This is a genomic window from Rhizohabitans arisaemae, from assembly GCF_025996515.1.
In the GTDB taxonomy this organism is placed as follows: Bacteria; Actinomycetota; Actinomycetes; order Streptosporangiales; family Streptosporangiaceae; genus Rhizohabitans; species Rhizohabitans arisaemae.
In genome coordinates this window covers 1,035,312-1,062,307 of record NZ_BLRH01000034.1, presented here as the reverse complement: position 1 = coordinate 1,062,307, position 26,996 = coordinate 1,035,312, and the positions used below count along the sequence as shown (strand labels likewise).

General features: G+C 67.8%; 21 protein-coding genes. 10 read left to right on the top strand and 11 right to left on the bottom strand.

All coding sequences use genetic code 11. The annotated features are described in order from the left end of the window. Positions 1–52: 52 nt before the first annotated feature. The 4 genes from pglX to RUR_RS20450 form a co-directional block, all read right to left on the bottom strand. Positions 53–3,706 (bottom strand): BREX-2 system adenine-specific DNA-methyltransferase PglX, encoded by a 3,654-nt coding sequence (gene pglX / locus RUR_RS20465; protein ID WP_283136705.1) that lies wholly within the window; start codon positions 3,704–3,706, stop codon positions 53–55. Further along, positions 3,703–8,307 (bottom strand): BREX system serine/threonine kinase PglW, encoded by a 4,605-nt coding sequence (gene pglW, locus RUR_RS20460; RefSeq protein ID WP_283136704.1) that lies wholly within the window; start codon positions 8,305–8,307, stop codon positions 3,703–3,705. Before pglW ends, pglX begins: the two co-directional genes overlap by 4 nt. Positions 8,308–8,701: 394 nt before the next feature. After that, entirely contained in the window at positions 8,702–10,966 is a 2,265-nt protein-coding gene (locus RUR_RS20455; RefSeq protein WP_283136703.1) for a tetratricopeptide repeat protein, read from the bottom strand. A gap of 560 nt (positions 10,967–11,526) precedes the next feature. Then, on the bottom strand, positions 11,527–12,411 hold the full coding sequence (locus RUR_RS20450; protein ID WP_283136702.1) for an SDR family NAD(P)-dependent oxidoreductase: 885 nt from the start codon (positions 12,409–12,411) through the stop codon (positions 11,527–11,529). Positions 12,412–12,472: 61 nt separating this feature from the next. On the opposite strand from RUR_RS20450, the gene RUR_RS20445 reads away from it, so the two are divergent. Beyond that, positions 12,473–13,096, top strand: coding sequence for a TetR family transcriptional regulator (locus RUR_RS20445; RefSeq protein ID WP_283136701.1), 624 nt, complete (start codon positions 12,473–12,475; stop codon positions 13,094–13,096). An 18-nt stretch (positions 13,097–13,114) separates the two neighbouring features. Here the strand turns inward: RUR_RS20445 and RUR_RS20440 are convergent, their stop codons facing one another. The 6 genes from RUR_RS20440 to RUR_RS20415 form a co-directional block, all read right to left on the bottom strand. Beyond that, positions 13,115–13,735, bottom strand: a complete 621-nt coding sequence (locus RUR_RS20440) for a dihydrofolate reductase family protein (RefSeq protein WP_283136700.1) — start codon at positions 13,733–13,735, stop codon at positions 13,115–13,117. Next, positions 13,735–14,241, bottom strand: coding sequence for an SRPBCC family protein (locus RUR_RS20435; RefSeq protein WP_283136699.1), 507 nt, complete (start codon positions 14,239–14,241; stop codon positions 13,735–13,737). The genes RUR_RS20440 and RUR_RS20435 overlap by 1 nt, the downstream gene beginning before the upstream one ends. Beyond that, entirely contained in the window at positions 14,238–14,588 is a 351-nt protein-coding gene (locus RUR_RS20430) for an ArsR/SmtB family transcription factor (RefSeq protein ID WP_283136698.1), read from the bottom strand. The genes RUR_RS20435 and RUR_RS20430 overlap by 4 nt, the downstream gene beginning before the upstream one ends. A 451-nt stretch (positions 14,589–15,039) precedes the next feature. After that, entirely contained in the window at positions 15,040–17,313 is a 2,274-nt protein-coding gene (locus RUR_RS20425; RefSeq protein WP_283136697.1) for a tetratricopeptide repeat protein, read from the bottom strand. Positions 17,314–17,684: 371 nt separating this feature from the next. Next, a complete protein-coding gene (locus tag RUR_RS20420; protein ID WP_283136696.1) occupies positions 17,685–17,870 on the bottom strand; it encodes a hypothetical protein in 186 nt (61 codons plus the stop codon). A gap of 218 nt (positions 17,871–18,088) precedes the next feature. Then, a complete protein-coding gene (locus RUR_RS20415; RefSeq protein WP_283136695.1) occupies positions 18,089–18,646 on the bottom strand; it encodes a hypothetical protein in 558 nt (185 codons plus the stop codon). A gap of 185 nt (positions 18,647–18,831) precedes the next feature. Here RUR_RS20415 and RUR_RS20410 point away from each other — a divergent pair, with 185 nt between their 5' ends. After that, the gene (locus RUR_RS20410; protein WP_283136694.1) at positions 18,832–20,025 is read left to right on the top strand and encodes a sensor histidine kinase; all 1,194 of its coding nucleotides are present in this window, start codon (positions 18,832–18,834) and stop codon (positions 20,023–20,025) included. After that, positions 20,022–20,624: a response regulator transcription factor gene (locus tag RUR_RS20405; RefSeq protein WP_283136693.1), complete on the top strand. Its 603-nt coding sequence runs from the start codon at positions 20,022–20,024 to the stop codon at positions 20,622–20,624. The genes RUR_RS20410 and RUR_RS20405 overlap by 4 nt, the downstream gene beginning before the upstream one ends. Positions 20,625–21,151: 527 nt before the next feature. Here RUR_RS20405 and RUR_RS20400 read toward each other — a convergent pair. Then, positions 21,152–21,727, bottom strand: a complete 576-nt coding sequence (locus RUR_RS20400) for a hypothetical protein (RefSeq protein ID WP_283136692.1) — start codon at positions 21,725–21,727, stop codon at positions 21,152–21,154. A 245-nt stretch (positions 21,728–21,972) separates the two neighbouring features. On the opposite strand from RUR_RS20400, the gene RUR_RS20395 reads away from it, so the two are divergent. The 7 genes from RUR_RS20395 to RUR_RS20365 all read left to right on the top strand — a co-directional run bounded on the left by RUR_RS20395 (position 21,973) and on the right by RUR_RS20365 (position 26,989). Further along, entirely contained in the window at positions 21,973–22,224 is a 252-nt protein-coding gene (locus RUR_RS20395) for a hypothetical protein (RefSeq protein ID WP_283136691.1), read from the top strand. Next, the gene (locus tag RUR_RS20390) at positions 22,221–22,757 is read left to right on the top strand and encodes a DUF6879 family protein (RefSeq protein WP_283136690.1); all 537 of its coding nucleotides are present in this window, start codon (positions 22,221–22,223) and stop codon (positions 22,755–22,757) included. The genes RUR_RS20395 and RUR_RS20390 overlap by 4 nt, the downstream gene beginning before the upstream one ends. Beyond that, positions 22,750–23,613 (top strand): helix-turn-helix domain-containing protein, encoded by an 864-nt coding sequence (locus RUR_RS20385; RefSeq protein ID WP_283137058.1) that lies wholly within the window; start codon positions 22,750–22,752, stop codon positions 23,611–23,613. The genes RUR_RS20390 and RUR_RS20385 overlap by 8 nt, the downstream gene beginning before the upstream one ends. Before the next feature lie 153 nt (positions 23,614–23,766). Then, positions 23,767–24,927 (top strand): radical SAM protein, encoded by a 1,161-nt coding sequence (locus RUR_RS20380; RefSeq protein WP_283136689.1) that lies wholly within the window; start codon positions 23,767–23,769, stop codon positions 24,925–24,927. Further along, entirely contained in the window at positions 24,924–25,520 is a 597-nt protein-coding gene (locus tag RUR_RS20375; RefSeq protein ID WP_283136688.1) for a 3'-5' exonuclease, read from the top strand. Before RUR_RS20380 ends, RUR_RS20375 begins: the two co-directional genes overlap by 4 nt. Continuing rightward, entirely contained in the window at positions 25,495–26,163 is a 669-nt protein-coding gene (gene tmk, locus RUR_RS20370) for a dTMP kinase (protein ID WP_283136687.1), read from the top strand. The genes RUR_RS20375 and tmk overlap by 26 nt, the downstream gene beginning before the upstream one ends. Then, positions 26,147–26,989 carry an aldo/keto reductase gene (locus RUR_RS20365; protein WP_283136686.1) on the top strand — a complete coding sequence of 281 codons (843 nt, stop codon included), beginning with the start codon at positions 26,147–26,149 and terminating at the stop codon, positions 26,987–26,989. Before tmk ends, RUR_RS20365 begins: the two co-directional genes overlap by 17 nt. Positions 26,990–26,996 lie beyond the last annotated feature (7 nt).

Below are 26,996 nucleotides of genomic sequence, written 5' to 3'. Positions count from 1 at the left end.
CTTGGTTGATGCTGTTCCGGGTCAACTCGGTCTTGGTCAACGCTGTCTTGGGTTAACTCTTCTTCGACGCGGTACGGCGACCGCGGGTTGGCGCAGGCGGCTGCCAAGCCCGCAAATCGTCGTCGGTGAGGCCGTGCTCACCCTGAATCTGCTGCCGGTAACCGGCGAAGAAGTCCGCCGGGGAGCCGCTGTAGAGCGCGTCGAACTCGCCGTGCCACTGGTACAGCCACGGCTGGAGCTCCAGCAGCCCCGCCAGGAACGGCGCGATCTCCTCCGTGGCCAGCGCCTGGTTGGTGAAGTACGTCGCCAACGCCTGAGCCTGCTCCCGGTGATCCCACCCCGCCCAGCCGTACAATCCCGGAACCCCGGAGGCGGTCGCCGGGTAGGAGATAAACCGCTCCTTCGGCACGTCCAGCTTGCCCCGCGCCCGCCAGTAGGAAGCCTTCAGAAAGTCGGCGGAGGAGTACTTCGGGGGGACCGGAATCGAGTCCCGGATCCGCTTCCTCGTCGGCTCGTCCGGCGCGGCGTCCTCCTGCCGCTGCAGATCCCAGACATGCTCCCAGTCGGCCCGCTTCTTCAACCCACTCGGCTTGTACCGCAGCACGGCCAGGAACGGCACATGCTCGTCGGCAATCAGGTCGGCGACGACGGCCGCCAACTCCTTGCGGGGCGCGTACAGACCCGCCACCGAGACGAAATCCTCATCCCGGGAGAGCCCGTCCACCAGCCGTGAGAGCGTGACCAGAGCGGGCTGCCCGTTCTCGTCGAACCAGAGTTCCCGCACCTCCATCCGATCCAGCAACCAGGACCGCAGCGCCTTGTCCTGCAGCGCGTCCCACCCCTCGGTCGCCCACCGCCGCTTGTACTCCGGCCGCTCGATCATCCCAATCGCCCGCGACGACTCGATCGCATCGATGCGCTTTTGCACCACCTGCCGGTACGCCTCAGGCCAGTGACCGGGAATCTCCGTGATCGGGTTGGACCCATGTCGCGTAAACCACTCTCTTGACGCCTCACCCTCGGCCAGCCGCCGGGCCAGCACGATCTCAAAAGCTCGCTCGCCGAAGGCCAGTTCAGGAATGTCGCTTTCGCGCGGCGCACGCAAGTCTTCGGGATAGAGACTGTAGAGGGAGTAGACCTGCCAATCCAATTCCTCTTGGATGGCGATCATTCGAGCGCGGGTGGACTCCCAAACAGCCCTGGCCTCACGGAGAATAGAGGCTCCTGGGGCGCTATTACTGGTGATGGCAGAAGGAGTAGTTGTGGCTAGTAGCTGCGCGAGATTGTCCAGTACGGTTGCGAAACCAGTGGGATATCTTGCTGGAAGTGGAAACTCTTGAATTTTGGTGCCGGTGAACTCGTAGTGAACCATCCATGATTCGGGCACCCAGCGATTGCCGCCGCCGCTGGAATTATCCATTCCGCCTTTTGCTTGGCTGACCTGCTTGAGCCAATAGCATGCGGTGGAACTGTTGAGAAGTCCAAGGAGTCTCAAATACTCCTCCTCTGTTGCTCCTTCCTGCAGCTTTATCATAGGGGCGGATTGCTTGAACACCTTTCCGCCTCGATCCAGTACAAAGTGATTTTGTCGCGCTACAAATGCAAACGTAATCGAGAGCGGCTCTCGGTACCGTTCGGGCACCCAGCGATACCAAGCCCACCAGGTTTTCCCAAGATCCTGCTGCGTCCGGCCATCGAAGTCAGTTGTTGATCGAAGGTGACTTCGAGCGATCCATAACAACCGTGCCCATGTTAGGTTCTCGTCGTAAGGAAGCGGATTGAGACTAGTGTCGTATGGCGCAATGGCGCTCTCGACACAGTGAGTATCCCAATCCCGGACAACCTCACCGATAATGAGCGGCTTGGCTATCGCGTCGCTGACACCCTGGCGGCGCAACGCTTCTGGCGTGCTGATGAAAGCATCGTCCTGACCGGGGAAGCTTGCGAACCCAATGTCGCGTGGCAGCATGCTTTTGAGCAGAGAAGAACTGCTTAGCTGGACCTGTTCGACCATCTCCAAACCGCCATCCGCCAGGATCCACGGCTGCTTGCTGAAGTAGCGGTCACGTCCTAGGTCGTCTACGGATACCCACTGCCCAACTGAACCGGGCTTGTCGATCTGGTTAGTGATCGCACGCCAGACCAGCCCATCCTCGCCACTTTCCGGCATGGTTGGCTCGCTCTGGACGGATCGGATCGTGCGAATGGTCTCTGAGCGCATCTTTCCTTCACGGCTCTTACCAATAAGGATTACTGTCGGGGTCCCGTGCCCGGGAATGTAAGCGCCGGAGGTGTCGATGACCTCAGTCAGTTCGACTTTATGCGCGAAGAGCTCCTCGATCAGCTTGGTGCCGAACTCGCGCTTCATGAAGGAATTGGCTGTGATCTGGCCGACCATGCCGTACCCGTGACCGCCCCTGTCACCTTGCTTGGCCAGCTCGAAGAATCGCTGCGCGAATGGCACCGAGAGGGCGTACTTACCGGAACAGGCGCTGTACAGACCTCGGTACAGTTCGTTCAGTTTTTTATCTTTGACCGTGATGTACGGGGGGTTGCCGACGACTATGTGGTAGCGCCCTTGTTCCAGGATGTGCGGGTGCTCGTGCACATCCTCGGTGGCATAGCTGAACTCGGCCAACTCGTCCTCCTGTTCGTCGACGAGCTCCAGCTGTCCTTCTCCGAAGGTGCCGCGGATACCGAACTCAAGCTGCCGCTGCTTGATCAGCGAATCTCCCACAGCAAGGTGTATTGGCCAGTCGTATTTGTTGGCCGCTGCCCATGTCCGGATGTTGGCCGTGGCCATCGCGGCGGTGAGGAGGCGGAATCGCGCGATGGCCACGGCGAACGGGTTGAGGTCGACGCCGTGGACGGAGTCGAGCGCAGCCCGTACCCGCTCATGCAGGTCGCGGCCGGGGTCGCGTTCGGCCCAGAGCCGGACCAGCCGGTGGAAGGCGCCCAGCACGAAGTGGCCGGAGCCGCAAGTGGGGTCGATCATCTTCAGCTCGGCGTGGCCGAACTCCCGGACCGCCGGGTCCATGGTCCGGTTGAGGATGAACTCCTCCACGAACTCCGGGGTCTGCAGCAGCGCGTACGTCTTCCGCGCCGCCTCAGACAGGTCCTGGTACAGGTCTCCGAGGAACCGGGTGTCCCACCCCTGGGTGCCGTCCTCGTTCAACGGGTCGGTGAAGTCGTGGACGAGTGTGCCCGTCTCATCGCGTTCCCGCCAGAACTCGGCGAGGGCCCGAGCCCCGTCGTGGGAGAGCGGGATCTGGTACAGCGGGTTGTGCACCCGGTCGAACAGCAGCCGACCGGCCTGGCCGCCGCCCAGCTCGGCGAAGGCACGCTCCAGCCAGCCGCGATACGTCGGGTCGGGGTCCTCTTCGACGTAGGCCTCGTACCGGGCCTGCGCCAGGTCCCGGCGCTCGGGGTCGGGAGCGGTCAGGTACGGCTCGGGGATGAGCCGGTTGTCCTCGCAGAAGCGGACGAAGACCGTGCCGAGCACCCACGCCACCCCGGCCTGGGTGACCCGCTCGTCGAGCCAGGATGCCCAGGTCGCCGCGGTGCGCTTGAGCTTACGCGCCCGGTCGTATTCGGCACGGAGCCGCGTCCCGACCTCCGGTAGTGCCTTGACCTGCTTGGCGAGGTCGGCCTCGACTGCCGTGACCTGCCGCTTCAGGTCGTTCAGCAGAGCCTTGCGGTCGATCACCTGTTGTCTCCCGTTGTCCGTGGTTCCTGCGTGCCGGACCGGTGCGTGTTGGTCACCCATGAGTCCGGAAGCGCGATCCATTCGCCGAGGCCCGCCTGGTAGGGCACCGCGACCGTGCCGAGTCTCGGCTCCCGCTCGGGGTCGCTCTGCGGGCAGAGCAGCCACAGGCCGCGCCCGCCCTGCCGGGCTGCCGACGCAAGCCGGTCCAGGACGCCCATCGCGTCGTACCGGGCGAACACCCCGGCCTCGACGACCAGCAGCGGGCCGCTCCCGGACTCCAGCAGCGTGCTTATCCGCGGCTCGATCCGCCCCCAGGCCGTACGCGCGTACTCGGCGAACTTCAACGCGTCCCGGCTGCCGGGTTCGGCGACGTCGGCGCGGAGCAGGGTGTCCCAGGTCGGTTTGGTGCCCGGCGGCACCAGCTCGTGCATGACCTCCAGGAACAGCCCGGTCGCCGAGATCGGTGCGACCTCGAACCGGCCGGTACCGCCGGTGAGTTCGGCGACCGCCTCCCGGGTCAGCCCGGTGCGCACGGTGAGCACCCGGAAGCCGTCCCTCCGCGCGGAGGCGGCGAGCCGTTCCTCGGCGCGTACGGCGCCCGCGAGCTGCGGGTCGTCGGCGTACCGGGTGATCTCGCTGCCCCGGGTGCTCTGCCGGAAGACACGCGCGGTCAGGTAGCTGGAGGCGATGTCCATCCGGGTGGGCAGGTACCGCGGGGTCCCGGTGTCCTCCCGGGTGGACAGGGCGAGGTCGAACCCGGCGTCCCGCAGAGCCTTGGTCAGGGCTCCCGCGGTCGGCAGACCCTGTCCGCCGCGGCCGTCCGTCAGCTCGGGGAAGCGGGCCCGTACCCGCTCGTGTACGTCCTCGGGGGTCAGGCCCGGCTGCCGCGCCTCGGGAACTCCGGGGATCAGCCGGACCAGGCCGGCCTGGGTGAGCCGCAGCGCCCGTACCGGCTCCAGATCGCGCGGGTAGATCTCCAGCCGTGGGGTGGCGGCGGCGTTCCCGGACGCGGCGACGGCGAGTTCGACCGTACGGCGCTCGTCCCACTCGATGGCGCCCGGCGGCGGGTCGATCAGCGCGAGCTCGCTCAGCACGGTCGCCGCGGTCGGCAGGGTGTCCAGCCCAGCGAGCCGGTCGGCGGCCCGGCCCAGGCGCTGCGCGTAGTCGAGCAGGCCCGGCGCGGACGGGGTGTCCGGCGCGTCGTCGTCGCCGACCTCCAGGGCGAGCAGACCCGCCCCCGTCGCCTGGTCGCCGGCGTCGCGGCCCGCGGCGTGCCGGAACGCGCCCTCCTCGGGGACGAGCTGCTCGATCTCCACCACGGCCCGGACGGCGGCCAGGGCGAGCGCCCTGCGCTGCTGCCGCCCCTGCAGGCGGGTGCCGCGCCGTACGGCCAGGGCGTCGGCGATCTCGGCGGCGGCGGCGACCCGGCCGAGCCCGGCGAGCAGCTCCAGGATCTCCTCCCGCAGCGCCTGCACCGCGGGGAGTTTCTTCCACCGCGTCCGCTGGGTCTTCAGCATCTGCGGGATACGGCCACGGCTGAGGCCCAGCACCTCGGCGACCGCCCGGTGTCTCGGCCAGGCTTCGATGCCGGGCAGTTCGCCGTGTTCGTCGGGGAGACGCAGCAGCAGCCGTACCATGTCGGCCTCGTTGCGGTTCGACCCGGTCTTGGTGAGCTCCGGCACCAGCAGGGTCGCGAGGGTGTCGAGGCTGACCGCCCGCAGGGTGCGCTCGGGCAGGTTCCCCGCGTCGCCCAGGGCGTAGGCGTCGACCAGGCCGGACTCCCCGACGCTGAGCTGCTGCAGCTCCTCCTCGGCGGCGCGGCGGCCCTCGGGGGTGAGCGGGGAGACGGGTTCGGCCCGCAGCCGCTCGCCCCACTCCCGCTGGCGGCGCTGGATCTCGTTGCGGGTCTTGGCCCCGAGGCCCGGGGCGTTGATCAGGTTGCGCCGGCTGTGGTCGAGGAGCTCGCCCACCGTCGTCACGCCCAGGCCGTACAGGAACGACTCGGCCGCCAAGGTGAGACCGGCCGTGGACAGGTGGGTGTCCCGGGTGACCTCCGCGGCGAGCCGGTCACGCTGCCGCTCGGCGGTCTCCGGCTCGGCGTCGGCGATCGCCGGTGCGGCGGGCTGCGCGGATCCGGCGGCCGACCCCGGGTGCCGGGAGGCGCGGGGGCCGGACGGCGTCGTCTCCGCCATCTGGAGAAAGATCCTCTGCCAGGCCTTGCGCATCGGACGGAGATCGCTGAAACGCCGGGCGGCGTCCCGGTGCAGCGCCTTCTTGAAGAAGACGACGAGCCCGTCCCGGATCGCGGGGTCGAACGCGTCGGCGGCGATGGCCGGGACCGGCCATTCCTCCGGGTCGGTCTGCCGGGGGGAGACCTTGCCGTCGCCCCACCGCGGCAACTCGCCGGAGGCCATCTCGTGCAGGGTGGCCGCGACCGCGTACCGTTCGGCGTGCGCGTCGTACACCGAACGCGTCAGCGTCCCGATGAACGGGTCCAGGTAGCCGTCGGTCCCCGCGTCCGTCTCCTGCACCGGGTACCCGGCCAGGGAGAAGTCGATGAGGACCAGCTCACGGGTACGGTTGGGCCGGACCCGGATCGCGATGTTGTCCGGCTTGAGGTCCCGATGCCAGACCCCCTCGCCCTCCAGGAAGTCGACCGCGCGGAACAGGTAGTCCCCGTACGCCTCCAGCTGGTCGACCTGGAGCCGGCCGCCCTCCCGCAGCTGCCGCGCCACGGTCTCCTCCCGGCGGCGGGCGCCGCCCGGCTCACCGTCGTCGGGGTCCCGCTCGTCGCCGACGTACTCCAGCGCCAGCACGGTCCGCCCGCCCACGGTCAGCGGCTCCGGCTCCACCAGCCGGATGACGCCCTGGTGGGGGCGGAGCCGCCGCATCACCTCGGCCTCCCGGGCGAGGACCTCGCCGCGGCTGTCGGACAGGGCCACCTTCAACACCGCGAAGGTACGGGCTCCGCGTGCCTCCCGCAGGTCCCGGACGAGAAAGGCCCGGCTGGTCGAGCCGGTGCCCAGCCTGCGCCGTACCTCCCAGCGGCCCGCGAGCACATCGCCCGCGACGGACTCCAGGGGGTCCTTGTCCTGGGTCTGCGCCGGAGCGATCTCGGCGGGGGCGGTCAGCGAGTCCTCGACGCATTCCAGCATCTCCAGGAACTCGTCGACCGTGGCCAGGCGCCGGTCCGGCAGGTACGCGGTCGCGGCCTGCACCAGCTCGTCGATGTCCTCCGACAGCCCGTCCACGATCGCGCTGGGCCGCAGCCCCTCCCCGGCCTCCAGCCGGGCCAGCAGCTCGGCCTGACTGGCGGCCGGAGCCCGGCCCGTCGCCAGCAGGTAGGTGAGCACGCCGAGCCCGTACACGTCGAGGGCGATCGGATCCGGGTTGAGCGCGGTCAGCTCGGGCGCGAGGTAGGGGTCCGAGCCCTCGGCCAGGTGGATCGCCGACAGGGCCGTGGGGGCGTGCCGGGTCAGGCCCTGGCTCTGGGCGCCGCCGCGCTGGGTGGCGATGTGCCAGTCCGATATCTGGAGATGGGGGGTGAGCCAGGCGGCCTCCTCGCTCACGGTCCGTCCGGCGCGCCCGCGGTTGCGGGGAATCACATGCACGGAGCGGGCGGCCAGCCCACGATGGTAAATGCGGCTGGAGTGCGCGGACCGTATCGTTTCCGCGAGTTGCCGAACCAAGGCCACCCGGCCGAGGATGTCGAGTTTGTCGCCGTATTGGACGAGATATTCGTCGAGGCGCAGCGTTTGCGGGTGGTAATCGAGAATGAGGGCGGGGCCGGCCGAGTGGCCGGAGGGATCGTATTGCTTGAGCTGGACGACACCGGGGTGGGGGAAGTGCCGCAAAATGGCGGCCTCCCGCCGGGCGGCGTTCTCCACCGATGCGCGGACCGAGGCGTCCGAGCCTCGTTCCCGCAGGTAGATACGGACACGGACCGATTCCGGAAGTTCACTGTGGCGGGCCAGATAGTCGGCCCAGGTCGGCCCGGTGTCGAAGGATTTCCGTTCCAGCAGGTACGGGCCGACCTTGTACTCGGCGTCGCTCCGGCGGATGCCGATCCGGCCCAGCGCAGCTTTGATCTCCCGGGAGTCGGTGGGGGTGATCCGGCCGCGCTCGTCGCGGGCCGGCAGCCGCAGCGTCTCCAGGAGCCTGTCCACCGTGTGGACGCCGTTCTGGTCGTGGGCGGCGAGCTGCACCCGGAGCGAGGAGTCGGTGAAGCAGACGGCGGCGTTCACCCACACGCGCCTGCCGTACCGCCCGAGCAGCCCGGCCAGTTCCTTCGCCTTCTTGTCGACGAGGTGGAGCGGGTTGCCGTGCGGGATCCGGCGGCCGTTCGGGGCGGTCTGCACCCACGTGCCGTTCTCTGTGGTGACGGTGCCGTGCCAGTGCTTAAGCTCGATCATGTACGCGCCGCCGGGCGTGACTACCAGGAGATCGACCTCGCGCACGTGACCGGTGTGGGCGGTGAAGGTGAAATTCGACCAGGCCCGCCAGGGCTCGGCATCGGGAAGCCGGTCCCGGATGGTGTCCAGACTGCGGCGCTCGTGGTCGAATTCGGACTCGGTGACCGTTTCCCATCGGCCTTCGCGCATGCGTCTACTCCGCCTGTAGCCCTCTGCGTATCGTCGGCGCCACCCGAAGCCGAGCTCTTTACCTAGATCATAGAGACCGCAGCGGATATTTGAGAAAGCTTTAAACACAAAGAGGGCGAGTTATACCGCGTGTCGGTGGGTCGGTCCACAGGAAAGCCGTGCGCGCCTATTGTGACCAGGCCAGATGGCCTGCCGGTTTTGTAGCCGATTGGCGGTTTCGTCGAACGTGTATCCCGTCATCGGCCCGGGGCGACGGAACCGGTCCGGCGTTTAATGGTCTGAATCGCTCCGCATTGAAGCCGCCGTTCCCGCGCCGACTTTCTGGACAGGCGTTTTTGGCCAGCCTCGTGCCTGGCCCATGAAGTGCCCAGAAACGCACACCTTCCGGCCGTCTCTACTCCTTGGCCCGATTCAGATTGTTTTGCACTGTCCGGGTGATCTGGTGATCATCCCCCAGCACCCGCTTACAGTCGTTGAGGGTTTGTTCGTAGAGGGGCATAGCACGGCCCAGGTCCCCGGTCGACTCGTAGGCGGAGGCGAGGTGGTTGCGGGAGGCCAGGGTGTCGGGGTGGTCGTTGCCGAGGATGCGCCCCCGTTCGGTGAGGGTCTGTTCGTACAGGGGGATGGCGCGGCCAAAGTCCTCGGCCGCTTGGTAGGCACTTGCGAGGTTGTTGCGGGTGTTCAGGGTGTGGGGGTGGTCGTTGCCGAGGATGCGCTCCCGTTCGGTGAGGGTCTGTTCGAATAGTGGGATGGCGCGGCCCAGGTTGCCGGCCGCCTGGTATGCGGAGGCGAGGTTGTTGCGGGTGTTCAGGGTGTGGGGGTGGTCGTTGCCGAGGATGCGCTCCCGTTCGGTGAGGGTCTGTTCGAATAGTGGGATGGCGCGGCCAAAGTCCTCGGCCGCTTGGTAGGCACTTGCGAGGTTGTTGCGGGAGGCCAGGGTGTGGGGGTGGTCGTTGCCAAGGATGCGCTCCCGTTCGGTGAGGGTCTGTTCGAATAGTGGGATGGCGCGGCCAAAGTCCTCGGCCGCTTGGTAGGCACTTGCGAGGTTGTTGCGGAAGGCCAGGGTGTCGGGGTGGCCTCCGCCCAGGACCCACGTGCTGTCGGTGAGGGTCTGTTCGAACAGGGGGATGGCACGGCTAAGGTCGCCGGCCGAATAGTAGGCACTTGCGAGGTTGTTGCGGGAGGCCAGGGTGTCGGGGTGGTCGTTGCCGAGGACGCGCTCCCGTTCGGTGAGGGTCTGTTCGAACAGGCGAATTGCTCGGGCGAGATCGGCCAAGTCGCTCAGGTACAGGCCGCACGAGTTGCGCAGGGCGAGCAGGCGGGGCGGGACGGCCGAGAGGGCGGTGAGAGCGTGCAGGGCGTCGGTTTGCTCCAGGAGGGTCTCCACGGCGGCTCGTGCGGCCCAGGTTTGAGCGCCGCCTGGGATCCGCGCGTTCCAGGTCTCCAGCAGCGTGATCGCCTCGTCGATCGCGGCGGGCAGGTCACCGTCGCGGGCGGCGCGGTCGCGGATCGCCCGCTGGACGAGCCGGTGCATCACCACCGTGGTGCCGTCCTCACTGAAACCGATCAGCGAGGTGTCGGCCAACGCAGCCAGCACCTCCTGCGCCGCAATCGTCGCGGCAAGGTCGGCGACCGGCAGTTCAGGATCGGCGGGGTCGGCACCGTCGTTCAGCAGCACGCGCGGGACACCGGCAGGTGACAGTACTGCCAGCATTCGCAGCATCTCACCGGCACCCTCGATGGTGCGCTCGGCGTACTCCACTGACAACAGGATGGCCTGGGCGGTGCCGTCGGGGTAGGCGCTATGCGTGCCGGGGGACAGGTGGTCGGCCAGTGGGAACGCGGCCAGCAGCCGCCGGTAGGCGGCGAAGGTCAGGCCACGGCGGGCGATGAGGGCCGCCGCCTGGGCCAGCGCCAGCGGCAGATGGCCCAGGTCGTGCGCCAGGTCCCGTGCGCTGGCCGGGTCGTCGAGGCCGGGCTGCCCAACCAGCAGCGCAATCGCCTGTTCAGGGGTGAAGACGGTGACCTCGACGGCCGCGTACCGCTGGCGGAACTCCCGGTTACGGGATGTGATCAGCACGCGGACCGAGCCGGTGGCCGGGCACCAGGCGGCGACGGGGGTCACCTGGGCCGCGTTGTCGAACACCACCAGCCCCGGTAGTCCATCCGTCGAGCGGGCCGACAGCCAGGCCTTGGCCTTTCTCGCGGCGGTGGCCGCGTCGTCGTCGGCGTCGCGCAGTCCCAGCCGGTGGGCAAGACCGGCCAGCCCGGTGACGATCTGGTCGGGTGTCTCGGCGGAGATCCAGGCCACCACCGGCCAGCCCGCCGCCTGGCAGGCCCAGGCATAGCTGGCGGCAAGCATGGTCTTGCCCACGCCCGGGGTGCCGGTGACCGCCGAGACCACCGCCGCCCCGGCCGCACCGACCTGCGCATGCAGATCCTGCAGCAACCGCTCGCGCAGCTGGAAGCCGGGCGGTTGGGCGGGGATGTCGCCTTCCACGATCTGCTCGGCACTCACGGGCCGTTCGGACCCGCCTTGGGTGACGGTGACGTTCCCGGCGACGTGGCCGATCTGGATCAGGTCGTTGACCACGCCGGTGCCGACCACCGAATTCGACGCCGGCCCGCTCGGGCCGGAGCTGGAGGGAAGGGTGGTCATGACCGTTCGAGCCCGACGCCGTTGATCCGGATAGCCGATGACCGACCTTCGGATGATCGTTGTGCTCTGTGTACCCCGGAGGGTGCGCACACCAAAACGATCAACGGAGGTCCACCCCGACCCCTGCGGCAAGCCGCATTACCGGCCCGCGCATACCCCATCCGGCCAATGCCGCCACGGCCCGTACCGGCACATCTTCGCTCATACCGGCAATCATCGACCACCTTCCAAGATCACACCATGTGATCGCCGGATGACGCGTCGAACCTGTGCTTGTGTCATCCCTTCAGCGGCTACGGAGGGCCGGGGTGCCTGAACGACGAGCCGGAGAGCGGGACGAGGACGCCAGGGGTGATGGGGAGGTCGGCATCCTTGGTGACCAGGCTGATCTGGATTGGGTCGCCGAGGATGGTCAGCCCCCGGAGGCGGGATTCCTCCGCGATCTCGGTGGGTGCTTTCCAGGGGTCGTCGCAACACGGTGATCAGTCGCAGGCGGCACCCGGCATGGTGAAGCGACCACCGCGTGGCTTATCGCGACGCCCGTTCCAAGTGTGGGGCGCTCACTGTTCGTAGACCGCACTGCGGAAGTTGTCCAGGTCTCCCTCGACCGGGTCGGTTTCGGGCATGGCGGACAGGATGTCCTGTGTCCGGGCGGTGATGAGATCGATTCCGGCGCGGTCGGTGAGCACGTAAAGGCGGTTGGCTCCGATGGCCTCGACGACAAGGTCGCCGACGGTGTCGGCGGGGACGCCGAAGCTCGCCACGGCGGCGTCGACCTTGGGCATGAGCTGGTCGATGTTGTCCTGGGCTCGTCTGAGGTCCGGGCCGCCGTCCTGGGCCGCGATCAGGGTACGGGAGGTCTTGGCGATGTTCGTGGCGACTCCGCCGGGACACAGGACCGTGACGCCGACGGGGTGCCCCGCGGTCTGAAGCTGATGGCGCAGTGACTCCGACAGGCCCACGACGGCGAACTTCGACGAGGTGTACATCGGGCCCACTCCCGCGCCGATCAACCCGGCGGCGGAGGCGGTGTTGAGGAGGTGCGCGGGCGCGCCGCGGCGGATCATCCGGGGCAGGAAGGTCTGGATGCCGTTGACGACGCCGCCGAGGTTGACGTCCAGGGCGAGGTCCCACAGCTCATAGGTCATGTCCGCGGGCCGTTCGGGGAACGCCAGTCCGGCGTTGTTGCACAGCACGGTGACCGGGCCGAGTCGTTCTTCGGCCTCGTCGGCCACGTGCGCGTAGGCCTCGCGGTCGCGTACGTCGAGGTGGAAGGCGGCCACCTCGGTCAGTTCGGTCAATTCGGCGGCGGCTTCGCCGAGTGCGGTGTCGTCGATGTCGGTGAGGGCGAGTCTGCTGCCTTGGCGGGCTAGGGCGCGGGCGATGCCGAGCCCGATGCCTTGCGCCGCTCCGGTGATGAACGCCGTGGTGTTCGTCAGGTCCATGTCCGCACTCTAACACCAACTTAGAGTCTCTCTAAATTTGGAGTTCCTATAAGATTCACGCATGGGATTGCGAGAGCAGCGGAAACTACGGACACGTCGCACGCTGATGGAGGTGGCGCTGCGCCTGTTCGAGGAGCGGGGATACGAGGCCACCACGGTCGCGGAGATCTCGGCAGCCGCGGAGGTGTCACCTGCGACGTTCTTCAACTACTTCCCGAGCAAGGAAGACGTGATCTTCGCTGACCGGCTGCTTCAGGGTGAGGTGCCGGCCCGCTTCCTGGGCGAGCCCCGCCCCGGCGAAACACCGGCACAGGCTCTGCATCGGGCGCTGTACGAGGCGCTGGAGTCGCCCTTGTGGACCATCGATCCCGAGGCCCGTGACCTCGTGCTGACCCGGGTCCGCGTCATCGCCTCCGTTCCGGCACTGCGTGCCCGCGCGCTGCTGGAGGTCGCCGAGCTGCAGGAACGCTGGAGCGCCGATCTGGTGGCGGTGTTCGACGGGCAGCTCGACGACTTCGAGGCAGACGTCCTGACCGGTGCCGCGATCGGCGCGCTCCTCGCCGTGGCCGGCCGCGCCCTCCGCGACGAAACGCCGGACCGCTCGCTGACCGATCTGGTACGACGTTCCGTCGCCGCGGCCTTGAACGCGCCGGCCCCAACCACCACGGCACCCGCTCCCAGGTGAGCGCTGAGGTCGAGACGGTTACCGCTTCCGGACCGCGTAGGTCAGGTGGGTCACCCGCTGCGTCGGCTCCGCGCGGATCTGCTCCAGTGCCACGCGGCCCGCGTCCACGCCCTCGAACAGGCGGATTCCGGATCCGAACAGCACGGGTGAGAGCGCGATCGAGAACTCGTCGATCAGGCCGGCGTTCACGTACTCCAGGATCGTCGCGCCGCCGCCCGCGATGCGGACGTCTCGGTCGCCGGCGGCCTCGCGGGCCTGGTCGAGCGCGGTCTCGATGCCGTCGTTGACGAAGTGGAAGACGGTCCCACCCGGCCGCTCCCAGGGGTCACGCTTCTCGTGCGTCACGACGAAGACCGGCGTGCGGAACGGCGCCTCCTCCGGCCACGCCTGCTCGCCGGCGTCGAACATACGCTTGCCCATCACGCTCGCGCCGGTGCGCTCGAACGTCTCCCGCACGATGTCGTTGTCGCGACCTTCCTTGCCACCCTTGCCGAGCTTCAGGTTCTCCCGGAAGAACCGCTGCGGGAATACCCACTGCTGCAGTTCCATCCACTGCCGCCCCATCAAATCGTCGGGGGACTCGGGTGCGATGAAACCGTCCAGCGACATCGACACGCTGAAGAACACCTTCGCGGCCATCAGCCCTCGACTTCCTTCCGAACGATCTCGGTGACGTAGGCGGCCAGGTTGCTCAGGGTCTGTTGGCCGCCCTCGATCGCGCGGTATTTCTCGACCGCTTCGTCGCGCAGCTCCTTGGTGGGAAACACCGTGCGCATCTCGATCCGGGTCGCCGCCCCCTCGGGCGTGAACGTGAGGACCGACTCGAAGGCGTTCGGGTCGCCGCGGTGTTCGCCGTGCAGCAGCGCGATCCCCTCCGGCGGGACGATCTCGGTCCAGGTGATCCACTCCTGGTAGTCCGTCCTGTCCGGCCCGTGCATCGTGAAGTCCCACTCCCCGCCGACGCGGAACTCGAAGGACCGCGTGGTGGTGGTGAACCCCTCCGGCCCCCACCACCGCGACAGGTGCCGCACCTCGGTGAACGCCTCGAACACCAGCTCCCGTGGGGCGTCGATGATCCGGGAGATCACAATCTCGCGGTCGGTCGTCGCGGACTGCGCCGACGCTCCTTGTCCCGTCTCGCTCATCGGTTGCTTCCTTCCTGTCTTGCCTGCTTGATGTCCTGTACGTACGCGTCCAGCCGGTCGAAGCTCTCGTTCCAGAACCGCTCGAACCCGCCGGTCCATTCGTGGATCGGGCGCAGCCCGCGGGCGTCAAGGCCGTACAGGCGCTGCTTGCCTGCCTTGCGGTCCCGCACCAGCCCGACCTCCCGGAGCACCCGCAGGTGTTTGGACGCCCTCGGCTGGGTCATCCCCAGCTCCTGGGCCAACTCGGTCACCGGCCGCTCACCCGACCGCAGCAGTGCCAGGATCTCCCGGCGCTGCGGCTCGGCGATCGCGTTGAAGACATCCGACGTCGTCGCTGCTCGTGCCATGGGCGCCATCATATGCCGATATGGGCATGCGTCAACGAGGAATCAGGCGGGTCTTGTCGGACGACGATCGTGATCCTTGTCAGCGGCTGCGGAAACGCGTATCCCGGAGACGGCACGCGCGACGGCGGCGGGTAGGGAGGGCGATGGCAACGTTCGGCCTGTTGACGACTGCGCGTGGGCGCCCGTCATGGGGGGCCCGCCGCTTGATGCAGCACTAAGTTTGAGAAAGCTTTAAACACAAAGCTGGCGAGTCAAACCGCGTGTCGGTGGGGCGGGTGCACGGGAAGTCATGCGCGATTATTGTGGCCAGACTAGGCGGCTTGCCGGTTTTATGGCTGAATGGCAGTTTTATTGCTCGGATATCCCGTGATCGGCTGTCAGGTGAGCACCAACGGGTCAGCCCGACGCTGAATGGTCAGTATCACTCCGCATTGAAGATTCAGCACCCCGGCTACTCCTTTCTGGACGCCCTGCCCCTGGCCGCGTTCAGATTGCCTTGCACCGTCTTGGTGATCGGGTGAGCATCCCCCAGCACCCGCTTACAGTCGGTGAGGGCTTGTTCGTGGAGGTGAATTGCGCGGGTGAGGTTCCCGGCTGCCCGGTAGGCGTTGGCGAGGTTGTTGCGGGAGGTGAGTGTGTCGGGGTGGTCGGTGCCGAGTACGTGTTCCCGTTCGGTGAGGGTTTGTTTGTAGAGGGGGATTGCGCGGGTGAGGTCTCCGGCTGCCCGGTAGGCGTGGGCGAGGTTGTTGCGGGAGGCCAGGGTGTCGGGGTGGTCGGTGCCGAGTACGTGTTCCCGTTCGGTGAGGGCTTGTTCGTGGAGGTGAATTGCGCGGGTGAGGTTCCCTGCCGCGTGGTAGGCGGAGGCGAGGTTGTTGCGGGAGGCCAGGGTGTCGGGGTGGTCGGTGCCCAGGACCCGTGTGCTGTCGGTGAGGGTCTGTTCGTAGAGGGGGATTGCGCGCCTAAGGTTCCCAGCCGCGTGGTAGGCGGAGGCGAGGTTGTTGCGGGAGGCCAGGGTGTCGGGGTGGTCGGTGCCGAGTACGTGTTCCCGTTCGGTGAGGGTTTGTTTGTAGAGGGGGATTGCGCGGGTGAGGTTCCCGGCCGCGTGGTAGGCGGAGGCGAGGTTGTTGCGGGAGGTGAGGGTGCTGGGGTGGTCGGTGCCGAGTACGTGTTCCCGTTCGGTGAGGGTTTGTTTGTAGAGGGGGATTGCGCGGGTGAGGTTCCCTGCCGCGTGGTAGGCGGAGGCGAGGTTGTTGCGGGAGGCCAGGGTGTCGGGGTGGTCGGTGCCCAGGACCCGTGTGCTGTCGGTGAGGGTTTGTTCGTGGAGGCGAATTGCTCGGGCGAGATCGGCCAGGTCGGTCAGGTACATGGCGCACCAGTTGCGCAGGGTGAGCAGGCGGAGTGGAATGGCGGAGGCGGCGGTGAGAGCGTGCAGGGTGTCGGTCTGCTCCAAAAGGGTTTCCACGGCGGCTCGGGCGGCCCAGGTCTGAGCACCGTGCGGAATCCGGGCGTTCCAGGTTTCCAGCAGCGTGATCGCCTCATCGATCGCGGCGGGCATGTCACCGTCGCGGTCGGCGCGGTCGCGTGCCACGCGCTGGACGAGCCGGTGCATCACCACCGTCGAGCCGTCCTCGCTGAAACCGATCAGCGAGGTGTCGGCCAGCGCGGCCAGCACCTCCTGCACCGCGGCCGCCGCAGCCAGATCGGCGACCGGCAGGCTGGGATCCGCAGGATCGGCACCACCGTTCAGCAGCACGCGCGGAACACCGGCGGGTGACAGCACCGCCAGCACCCGCAGCAGCGCACCGGCTCCTTCGACGGTGCGCTCGGCGTGCTCCACCGACAGCAGGATGGCCTGGGCGGTGCCGACGGGGTAGGCACTCAATGCGCTGGGGCGCAGGTGGTCGGTGAGCGGGAATGCGGCCAGCAGCCGCCGGTAGGCGGCGAAGGTCAGGCCACGGCGGGCGATGAGGGCCGCCGCCTGGCCCAGCGCCAGCGGCAGATGGCCCAGGTCGTGCGCCAGGTCCCGTGCCCCGGCCGGGTCGTTGAGGCCGGTCTGCCCAACCAGCAGCGCGATCGCCTGCTCAGGGGTGAAGACGGCGACCTCGACGGCCGTGTACCGCTGGCGGAACTCCCGGTTACGGGATGTGATCAGCACGCGGACTGAGCCGGTGGCCGGGCACCAGGCGGCGACGTGGGTCACCTGTGCCGCGTTGTCGAACACCACCAGCCCCGGTAGTCCATCCGTCGAGCGGGCCGACAGCCATGCCTTGGCCTTTCTCGCGGCGGTGGCCGCGTCGTCGTCGGCGTCGCGCAGTCCCAGCCGCTGAGCGAGACCGGCCAGTCCGGTGACGATCTGCTCGGGTGTCTCGGCGGAGATCCAGGCCACCACCGGCCAGTCCGCCGCCTGGCAGGCCCAGGCATAGCTGGCGGCGAGCATGGTCTTGCCCACGCCCGGGGTGCCGGTCACCGCCGAGACCACCGCCGCCCCGGCTGCGCCGACCTGCTCGTGTAGATCCTGCAGCAGCTGCTCGCGCAACTGGAAGCCGGGTGGCTGAGCGGGGATGTCGCCCTCCACGACCTGCTCGGGCCGCCCGGGTCCGGCCTGGGTGAAGATGACGTTCCCGGCGACAAGGCCGATCTGGATCAGGTCGCCGCCCACGCTGGTGCCGATCACCGAATTCGTCACCGGCTCGCTCGGGCCGGGGCGGGAGGGGAGGGTGGTCATGACCGTTCGAGCCCGACGCCGTTGATCCGGATGGTCGAGGCTCGACCTTCGGATGATCGTTGTGCTCTATGCACTCCAGAGGGTGCGCACATCAAAACGATCAACAGAGATTCACCCCGACCCCTGCGGCAAGCCGCACTGCCGACCCGCGCACACCCCGTCTGGCCAACGCCGCCCGGGCCCGTACCGGCACATCTTCGCTCATACCGGCAATCATCGACCACCTTCCAAGATCACACCATGTGATCGCCGGACAACGTGTCGAGCCTGTGCCTGGGTCACCCTTTCAGCGATTACGGAGGACCGGGAGTCGCCGCGACGACGAACCGGAGAACAGGACGAGGATAGGCCCGGGACTCGTGGCTGGTTCGTCACCCGGCCGTTTGGAAGGCGGGGCGCAGCTCGGTCCGGGCCCATGCTTCGAGGGTCGTGTCGGTTGTGGTCACGGGGGTACGCGGCTGCTCGGGGACGAATCCCTCGCGTAGTCCGGTCGACATGCCCATGACGGCTTCGACCTGCGACGGGGACATGCCGGCGCCCGCCAGTACGACGCGCATGGCGTCGTCCCAGGACAGATCCCGCAGTCCGTGGACGGCCTGTACCCGGCGTCCGGACCAGTCGGCGCGCAGCCGAACCGCCGACCGTTCCGTCGGGCGCGGTTGCGTTCGTGACCGAGCAGTTCGCGCTGGATCCCGCGTACTTCGCCTACCATGGCCAGCGGCAGCGGACGGTGTACGAGCACGCCTGAAAATCCGGTACGACCAAGGGCGTCCGGCTACAGCATGAGCACCAGTTCGACGGCGATCAGGATGTCGAGGACGCCGCACCATTCGGCGTAGGAGCGAGCCACGACCTTGTCGAGTTTGAGGTGGATGAAGTCCCAGACACCGTGCAGGAGCCAGCCGGCCGCCACCAGATAGCGGCCCAGGGCCGGATCCACGATCAGCCCGGCCAGGGCGAGCGCGCCGAATCCGAGCATCCCCAGCGCCTGGATCCGGAACACGCCTGGCCTGTGGAGTTGCCCGCCCATGGCGCCCCAGATCAGAACGATCAGCGCCGCTCCGGCGAAGACGGCGGACGGCGCGATCACATCCAGCACTCGCAGGACCATGAAGAGGGTGGTCCCGGCCACGAGCACCGGCCACGACGCCTGACGTCGCCGCAGTTTGGCGACCACCAGGTACAGCAGCGGCAGGAGCAGGAGGACCTCCGAGAGGGGGGCCACCTCGCTACCGCCAAAGGTCAGGGCTGACATTGCCACGGCCAGCGCGGTTGGCCAGCGCTGGATCAGCCAGGGGGTCCGGCGTGTTCGAGCGGGTTCGGCGCTGTTCATGAGGAGACCTTGCCAATACTCGGGTGGCGTATCCGTCGATGACCAGACTGGGTGGCGCGGGTAGCGGCCAGTAGGGCCGGAACCGCACGTGCGCGCATGGGTCTGTCACCCGGTCTGGTGACATTTGTCATCTGGGCGCCGACCGTCGTAGCCGTGAGGTCGGCGCCTGCTGCGACAATGAACGCGTGCGTGGCGTGCCGATCGAGCGCGGGGCAGAGCTGGGCGGCTTCCGTCGCTACACGTGGTGGAGCCTGGCCGGGACCATCATGCTCTTCCTGGTCCTGTTCGTCAGAGACTGGGTGGTGGACCCGGATGTGGCAGTCTGGGCCAGGGTTCTCGGCGTCGGCGCTTTGGCTGTCCTGGTCGTGGCCGGCGTGGTGCTGCTCAGCCTGCGGTTGCCGCGCGTGCCTGACGATGCCCGCCATCTGCCCGTCGCGTGGATTGTTGCCGGGAGCATGGCCGCGGCTGTGCTCGGCGTGATCCCGCTGACTCTGCGTGAGTACGGGCTGTGGTCGCTCGCGCCCGCGACGATGGTGTCGATCATCGCGACGTTCCTGCCACCGCGGCGCCGGCGGACGCTGATCGCCGCCGCGGTGATCGGCGCGGCGGCCATCGGCGGGATCGTCAGCCTGGCCTCCGGTGACCCGTGGCTGTTCGCGGCGGCGTTCCCGGCCGGGATGGTCGCTTTCGTCGCCTGGATGACGCTGGGGATGTTGTGGGCCTGGGACATCGCCGAGCGGCTGAACCGGGCACGCCGGCTGGCCGCGGAGCTGGCGGTCAAGGACGAGCGGCTGCGGTTCGCCGCCGACCTGCACGACATCCAGGGCCACCATTTGCAGGTGATCGCGCTCAAGAGCGAGCTGGCGGCGCGGCTCGTTACGGCCGATCCGGCGCGGGCCGCCGCGGAGATGGAACAGGTACGGCGGTTGGCCGCCGACGCGCTTCAGGACACCCGTGCCGTGGTGCAGGGCTACCGCCGTACGAGCCTGGACGAGGAGCTCGCCAACGCCGTGAAGGTGCTGGCCGCGGCCGACATCGACACCCGGATGGAGCGGGATCCGGACTCGGTCACCCGCGTGCTGCCGGAGACCGGCCGGCATCTGCTGGGGCTGGTGATGCGGGAGGCGACCACCAACATGCTGCGCCACAGCCAGGCGCGGCACGCCCAGGTCGGCTACCGGGTCACGGCCGGCTCGGCTCGCCTGTGGGTGAGCAACGACGGCGCGGCCGACCCGCCTCGCCGGGGGACAGGCACCGGGCTGCGTACCCTGGCCGAGCGCATGGCGGCCGCCGGAGGCGCGCTGACCTGGGAGCATGACGGCGAACGGTTCAAGGTGGCCGCGTCGCTGCCGGTTGACGCAGCCGTGGACGCGGGATGATTCGGCTGCTGCTCGCCGACGACGAGGACCTCGTCAGAGGCGCGCTGACGGCGCTGCTGGAGCTGGAGGAGGACCTCGTCGTCGTCGCGGAGGCGTCCACCTCCACCGAGGCGGTGCGGCTGGCGCTCGAGCACCGGCCGGACATCGCCGTGCTCGACCTGGAGATGCCACCGGCCGACGGGCTGCGGGCGGCCGAGCAGATCCGCGCCGAGTTGCCCACCCGGGTCGTCCTGGTCACCCGGCATGCGCGGCCGGGTGTGCTGCGCCGCGCCCTCGCCGCCGGAGTGCGCGGGTTCGTGCCCAAGACCACGCCTGCGGCCCGGCTGGCCGAGATCATCCGCGATGTCGCCGCCGGGAGGCGCTACGTCGACCCGGACATCGCCGCGTCCGCACTGACCGAGGGCGACTGCCCGCTCACCGAGCGGGAGCTGGAGGTGCTGCGCGCATCCCGTACCGGCGCCTCGATCAGTGAGATCGCCGCGCAGGTCCACCTCGCCCCGGGAACGGTGCGCAACTACCTTTCCGCGGCCATGACCAAGCTGGGCGCCGGCTCGCGACATGCCGCCGCGCACCGCGCCTGGGAGGAGGGCTGGATCTGACGCGCTCAGGGGGACACCCACGGGCCATGGCCGCCTCTTTCCTGCTCGGTCAGTGGACGCATCGGATGTTCGTCCACAGTCCATCGGACGTGTACAGAGAATTGTTCTGATTCGCCAAGCCGTGGCGGGGGTCGAGGACACCCCGAGGTCTCCCGCAAAGGGAGGTTGAGCCGGGACGGTCGGATCTCGCTAGCAGATGCGAGTGCCGGAGGGTGATCACTGGGGCCGGATCACGAGTGTTCGAGCCGCTGTCGGGGCGGGTCGTGGTCCAGGACGACCTTGGCCGGTACAACCTTCCCGGTGGTACGCCGGAGCCGGAGGATTCCGGGCTGGAGGAGACGCTGGCCCGGGAGTGCTTTGAGGAGAGCCAGATCACACTGTTGATGGCCGAGCCGGTCGGCTACCAGATCGTGACTGAGGACGGCGGCAGCACCTATGTGCAGGTACGGTTCGCTGCGGTGCTGAAGGAAGCCTGTCCCCGGCAGCCCGACCCGTGCACGGGTCGGGTCTACGGGCGGCTGCTGGTTTCATCGGCCGACGCGGCCGATCTGCTGGGGTGCGATGAGCGGGGTCAGGCGCAGTTCGCCACGGCGGCTGCGGCGGCCTCCAGGTTCTGGAGCATCGAGCCGGCCGCGCCGGGTGCGGAGTGGGAGTACCTGCCGTAGCCGGTAGGCGGCGTAAACGGCCAGGAGCACTATGGCGCGGGTGACGGCCAGTGCTTTCAGCCCGGGAGCGAGGGGGCAATCGGTGAAGGGGGCGGTCTGCCGCAGGGTCCGGACCAGCACTCGGGCGGGACGCCAGCGGCAGCACCACCACAGCCGGTGCCAGTACCGGGTCGCACGCCGGGCGAGTCCTTGGCCGGAGAGGATGCTCTTGCGCAGCAGGTCGAGGCCCGTGAGCCGGTCGTGGTGGTCGACCGCCATGGCCGGGTCGTACACGATCGCGGCTCCGGCGGCGCGGGCGGTCGGGGGTTGAGCGCCGTCCGGGACCCAGTTGTTCCATGCCTCCAGCAGCGTGAGCGCTCCGTCGATCGCGGCGGGCAGATCACCGTCGTGAGCGGCGCGGTCGCGTAGCATCCGCTGGATGAGCCGGTGCATCACCACCGTCGAGCCGTCCTCGCTGAGTCCGATCAGCGAGGCCAGGTCTCTCGGCCCGGGTTACTAGCTCCGCACGCATCCGTCCAGTCCTCCCTCCCGTGGTTTGTAAGTTGCCGAGCAGCGGATGTTGCACCTCAGCGGCATGGTTCTTCTGGCCGGGAACGGCCGCAGATCCGGACATCCACTTGACGTACTGGGACCGGGCGTGAGTTTCTGGTGGAGAAAGTTCGCGAAAGTTCGAGGAGGCCGGGATGAGGGTCAGGTTCCTTGGTACGGATTCGCAGAACGGCGGGTCGCCGACCTTGTATGAGACTGATCGTGGGACCGTGGTCGTCAGGGGCTACGCGATCACCGACGAGCAAGCCCTTCAGGATCTCGGGGCGGTACCGGCAGGGGAGATCGATATCGAGGTCCCAGCCGAGTTGCTCCGGTTCTTGAAGGAGCCGATGATGGAGGACCCACGATACCGGGCGGCCCGCGAAGGCGATGAGGGGACGTCTTGACGCTGATCACAGGGGACGACTTCGGAGATCTCTTCAGGTCGTTCGAGCACACGGCGTTTCGGCTGGAGCCTCGGGAGCGTTACGACTCACCGGGTGAACATGAGCCTCTGGCGAAGTTCCTCAAGGGAGAGCTTGACGACCTCAACTGGAATCGCCCGTGGATCGACCTGATGTCCCAGCACGCCTCTCACGGCCGCATCGTCAACCGAGTTCGGGTAGTTACAGTTCCGCTCTCGGACTACTCGCGGTTCGGGTTGTGGTGCGCCCAGTTCGCGAACGAGGCGGGGGAGGAGATCCGCTATCTCGATCGGGCGAACTCGGACGGGCTCCCTGAGTCGGACTACTGGCTGTTCGATTCGAAGCGTGTCGCGCTTCTGCATTTCGATGATGGGGACAGGCTGCTCGGGGCTGAAATCATCACTGATCCAGTGGTGGTCATGGGGTTCGCGGCCGCGAGGGATGACGCTTGGCACCGGTCGGTCTCACGTGAAGAATTCCTGGCCGGGCTGAAGAGGGAGATGCCAGCTGGCTAGAGAGACGGATGTCACCAGCGTCCAACAGGCGAGGGAGGCGCTCGGCGGTGAGCTGCGCGGGCTTCGCAGGAGGGTGGGGCTCAGCGGACGCGAGCTGGCCGAGCGGCTCTCTTGGCCTGCCTCCAAGGTGTCGAAGCTGGAGACCGGTAGGCAGACTCCATCTGAGGCTGACATTGTCGCGTGGGTTGCTGCGACGTCCGGGGCTGAGACCGACTCGATCGCGGTGCTGGCCATGCTCCGGAACCTTGAAACCGCCCATGCCGAATGGCAACGGCTGCTTCGTGGGGGAGTGCACCACCACCAGCGGACATGGGCCGACATGGAGCGCCAGACCGGCCTGCTGCGAGTCTTCGAGCCCGTCTTCGTGCCTGGACTGCTCCAGACGTCGGGCTACGCACGTCACCGGCTGGCTCAGGCCATCTCAGTCTTCGGCGGCCCCAACGACATCGACGGAGCCGTCCGGGCTCGAATGCTCCGGCAGGAGATACTCTACGATCCGCGGAAGCGCTTCCACTTTGTGATCACCGAAGCAGTCTTGCGCTACCGGCTGTGTGCGCCGGAAGTGATGCTGCCCCAGCTCGACAGGCTGGTTGCGGCCTCGACCCTGCCCAACGTGCGCTTGGGCGTCATCGGATTCGAAACCTCTTACGTGATCGCGCCGGGGCATGGTTTTTGGATGTTCGACGGTGAGAAGGTCATCGTCGAGCTCTTCTCAGCGGAACTGACGTTGACACAGCCGCAGGAGATCGGGCTTCACACCAAGGTCTTCGGTGCCATGGCGTCGATTGCCTCCTACGGATCCGACGCTCGCACCCTCCTGACGCAGGCTATGGAAGGCCTCGCAAGGGATTCCTGAACTCGAAGATTTCACGCCGCATAGACTGGCGATCTTCTAGGGTCTGCACTGGCAGGAAGTTTCGAGAAATATCGAGAAATTTCCTCGCCTCGATGGCGTGCCTGATGTCACGCTCGCGGCGACATCCTTCCCGCAATGCTTCGGAGGCGCTCCGTGAGCAAGGTAATTGTCCCCCTCCTCGAACCCTCCGCCGTGGCCGCGTTGCCACCCCGCGCACAGGAGGTCGTGGAGTACCGCAAGTCCGGGCTGTCCCTCAACCATGTCCAGGGCTGTCCGCTGGACTGCGCGTATTGCATCCGGCACACATACGGCCTGTGGGACTCCCGCAAGCCGACCGCGCTGATGTCGGACGCGGAGGCCGTCGAGCTGCTGGTGGGACACCGCTACTTCCGGCCGCACACGACTCCCTTGCAGATCTTCAACCGGGCGACCGATCCGCTACTGCCCGGGGTGAAGGACCACCTGTTCGCGTGCCTGGGTGACCTCGACGGGCGCGGCCTGACCAATCACATCCTGATCATCACCCGGTTCATGCTGAAACCCGAGGACCGCGAGAGGCTGAACACGCTGGCGAACCTGAAGGTCACCCTGCTGTTCACCTATTCCGGCATCACCGACAAACGCATCGAGCCCTTCAACTCCATCGTCGCGGCGGTGTCCATGAAGCTCGCGAGCGACCTGCGTCCGCGCCGCTACCGGACGGTCTTCTACTGGCGCCCACTCGTGCCCGGCCTCAACGACAGCCCGGAGCACCTCGCCGCAGCGGCCGAGTTGTCCAAGTACGCTGACGCCGCCGTCTTCACCGGGCTGTTCTACCGGGGAGAGATTGCCGACTACTACAAGGCGAACAACCTGCCCGAGCCCTACGAGGGCACCGCCCGCCGCAAGATCGTGCCCGAGACGCTGGAGCAGCGGGTCCTTGAGGCGTTCGCTCATGCGGACAGGTCGGCCGTGCTGTTTCGCAAGACCTCGTGCGCCGTGGCCTACGCTCACGGTCTCCCGGACTACAACGGCCACTACGGCATTCGCGAGCTCTGCGACATCTGTCCGGTCCGACAGCTCCAGCTCTGCGCGGGAGCGCACAACATTCCCACGGCACGTCAGCTTCAAGAAGCCATCGTGGACCTGCCCGAGGCGGCAGGGTTGAAGGTGCTCGACGTCACAGAGCGGGCCGCGCAGGTCGAAGGACTCCCGGACGAGCAACCACGGTACTTCCTCCAGCACCGGTTCGCCTTCCAGATCCACGACGCCGCTCATCCACACCTGCTCAACCGCCATGGACGCGCCGAGATCGGATGGGAACAGCCCGCATGACCACAGAGAAGCCCTGGACCAGTCACCGCTACGCGGTCGTAGACGTCGAAGGCAACGGCCAGCGCCCGCCGGACCTCGTTGAGATCGCCATCGTCCCGATCGAGAACGGGATCGTCGGCGAGCCCCGCTCGTGGCTGGTGCAGCCGCCGCGACCGATCACCTCGATGGCGCGGCGCTTCCACCGGATCGGAGACGAGGAGGTGGCGGCAGCGCCAGCCGTGGCCGACGTCGCCGACGAGATCCGCAAAGAGCTCGACGACGCGGTCTTCGTCGCCCACAATGCGCACGTCGATCTCGACGTGGTGACCCGCTCGCTGCCGGGCTTCAGCCCGATCGAGGTAGTCGACACGTTGAAGGCCGCCCGCCGCCTGGCGCCCGGTCAGGTCTCCTACAAGCTCGGAAACCTCGTCGACGCCTTCGGCCTGGCCGAGGACATCGCCCCCGACCTGCACCCACACCGAGCCGCCTACGACGCGATCGTCTGCGCCCGGCTCCTCGTTCGCCTGGCCACCTCCCACAACGATCCAGGGCTGACGCTTTTCGGCCTGCTGGGAAGGGAAGAGCCCGATGACCCGGCTCCGGCCCTTTTCTGACCGTCGACGAGGGCTGTTCATCTCGATCGACGGGCCGTCCGGCGCGGGCAAGTCGACGATCCTCGCGCACCTTTCCCAGCTCCTCATCGCAGACGGAGAGCAGGTCCATACGACTGCCGAGCCGTCCACCGGACCCATCGGAGCGCTCGCCCGCGACCTCACCGAGACCGTCAGCGGACCGGCCCTCGCCTGCCTGTATAGCGCAGACCGCTACCACCACCTCGAACGCGAGATCCAGCCTCGGCTGGAGACCGGCGAGATCGTCCTCTGCGACCGGTACGTACCATCCGGCCTGGTCATGCAGCGCTTCGACGGGGTCGACCCCGCCTTCCTATGGAGCCTGAACGTCCACGCTGACCACCCTGACCTGGCCGTCGTCCTTGAAGCCGACCCGCAGACGATCGCCGCCCGCCTGGAGTCCCGCGGAGCACACAACCGCTTCCAGCTCGCACCCGGCTCCTCCCAAGCCGAATCCCACTTCTACCGGCAGGCGTGCGACCGCCTCATCCAAGCGGGATACGACGTCCTGAGGGTCGACTGCGCGAACAAGGCCCCCGATCAGCTCGCTCAGATCATCCGTGACCGGCTCCAGGCATTCTTCGCCGTTCCCGACCAGGAGACCTCACATGACCGGACCAGGTGACACGTTCCTCATCGGGGGAGACCTCCCCGTCAACCGCCTTGGCCTGGGAACCATGTCCCTCACCGGGCCGGGAACCTGGGGAGAACCCGCCGACAAGGACGAAGCGCTTCTAGTACTGCGCATCGCTGTCGAACTCGGCGTGAACTTCCTCGACACCGCCGACGCGTACGGACCCCACGTCAGCGAGCGTCTGATCGCCGAGGCGCTCCACCCCTACCCCGCCGGGCTCGTCATCGCCACAAAAGGCGGCCTGACCCGGCAGGGGCCGGACAGGTGGGCACCCTGCGGACGCCCCGAATACCTACGGCAGTGCACCGAAATGAGCCTGCGACGCCTCCGGCTCGACACGATCGACCTCTACCAGCTTCACCGAGTCGACCCCCTTGTGCCGCTGGACGACCAGCTCGGGACACTCGCTGACCTCCAACGTGAGGGGAAGATCCGTCATCTGGGGCTGTCCAAAGTCAGCATCGAAACCATCGAGGCCGCACGCGGACTCGCCGAGATCACCACCATCCAGAACGCCTTCAACCGCGAAGACCACGCCGGCGAAGACGTCCTCGGCTACTGCACCGACCACGGCATCGGCTTCATCCCCTACCACCCGCTCGGCAAGGGCCGTCTCACCGATCCCGATCCGATCGCACCCTGCGATGGCACGAAGGCCACCGGAGGACAGCTCGCGCTGTCGTGGCTTCTCCACCGATCTCCCGTCATCATCCCGATCCCCGGAACTTCCAACACCGCTCATCTCCGGGAGAACGTCCAAGCACGTCACCTCGACCTGCCGGGCGCTCTGCCCTCCACACTCGCCTCGGAGGCCTAGCCATGGG

Bases quoted from the DNA above. Each gene is read 5' to 3' on its own strand.
- pglW (WP_283136704.1), bottom strand. From the start codon at position 8,307: ATGCGCGAAGGCCGATGGGAAACGGTCACCGAGTCCGAATTCGACCAC.
- RUR_RS20440 (WP_283136700.1), bottom strand. From the start codon at position 13,735: ATGGCCGCGAAGGTGTTCTTCAGCGTGTCGATGTCGCTGGACGGTTTC.
- RUR_RS20375 (WP_283136688.1), top strand. From the start codon at position 24,924: ATGACCACAGAGAAGCCCTGGACCAGTCACCGCTACGCGGTCGTAGAC.
- RUR_RS20425 (WP_283136697.1), bottom strand. From the start codon at position 17,313: ATGACCACCCTCCCCTCCCGCCCCGGCCCGAGCGAGCCGGTGACGAAT.
- RUR_RS20430 (WP_283136698.1), bottom strand. From the start codon at position 14,588: ATGGCACGAGCAGCGACGACGTCGGATGTCTTCAACGCGATCGCCGAG.
- RUR_RS20450 (WP_283136702.1), bottom strand. From the start codon at position 12,411: ATGGACCTGACGAACACCACGGCGTTCATCACCGGAGCGGCGCAAGGC.
- RUR_RS20405 (WP_283136693.1), top strand. From the start codon at position 20,022: ATGATTCGGCTGCTGCTCGCCGACGACGAGGACCTCGTCAGAGGCGCG.
- RUR_RS20435 (WP_283136699.1), bottom strand. From the start codon at position 14,241: ATGAGCGAGACGGGACAAGGAGCGTCGGCGCAGTCCGCGACGACCGAC.
- RUR_RS20365 (WP_283136686.1), top strand. From the start codon at position 26,147: ATGACCGGACCAGGTGACACGTTCCTCATCGGGGGAGACCTCCCCGTC.
- RUR_RS20415 (WP_283136695.1), bottom strand. From the start codon at position 18,646: ATGAACAGCGCCGAACCCGCTCGAACACGCCGGACCCCCTGGCTGATC.
- RUR_RS20445 (WP_283136701.1), top strand. From the start codon at position 12,473: ATGGGATTGCGAGAGCAGCGGAAACTACGGACACGTCGCACGCTGATG.
- RUR_RS20420 (WP_283136696.1), bottom strand. From the start codon at position 17,870: ATGCGCGTCGTACTGGCGGGCGCCGGCATGTCCCCGTCGCAGGTCGAA.
- tmk (WP_283136687.1), top strand. From the start codon at position 25,495: ATGACCCGGCTCCGGCCCTTTTCTGACCGTCGACGAGGGCTGTTCATC.
- RUR_RS20455 (WP_283136703.1), bottom strand. From the start codon at position 10,966: ATGACCACCCTTCCCTCCAGCTCCGGCCCGAGCGGGCCGGCGTCGAAT.
- RUR_RS20395 (WP_283136691.1), top strand. From the start codon at position 21,973: ATGAGGGTCAGGTTCCTTGGTACGGATTCGCAGAACGGCGGGTCGCCG.